Genomic DNA, 314 nt, shown 5'->3' with positions numbered 1-314 from the left:
TACGCGGTCGGCCGTTCCTGTGGTGACGACGGACCTTCCCGTGGCGGTGGGCCTGCTCGCCTCGGGGGTCCGCGCGGGGGCGACCGTTCCGTCGTGCCTGTCCGCGGTGGCCCGGTCGACGGGCGGGCGGCTGGGGGAGGAGCTGGCGCTGGTCGCGGAGCGGCTGCGGTTGGGGGCCGACCCCGCCACCGCCTGGCGGAGTCCCGCCCTCCCGGAGTCGTTGACCGCCGTCGGCCGTGACCTCGCGCGGGCGGCGGACACCGGAGCACCGGTCGCCGACCTGCTGGACCGGCACGCGGCGGATCTGCGACGCG

Annotated in this window: 1 protein-coding gene; it reads left to right on the top strand. The window is 78.3% G+C overall.

Features of this window, described 5'->3' with window-relative positions; genetic code table 11:
* The coding region (locus tag D471_RS0130480; RefSeq protein WP_017602117.1) for a type II secretion system F family protein at window positions 1-314 on the top strand (314 nt) is incomplete at both ends.

Source organism: Nocardiopsis lucentensis DSM 44048 (genome assembly GCF_000341125.1).
GTDB lineage: Bacteria > Actinomycetota > Actinomycetes > Streptosporangiales > Streptosporangiaceae > Nocardiopsis > Nocardiopsis lucentensis.
This window is presented reverse-complemented; position numbering and strand designations above follow the sequence as displayed.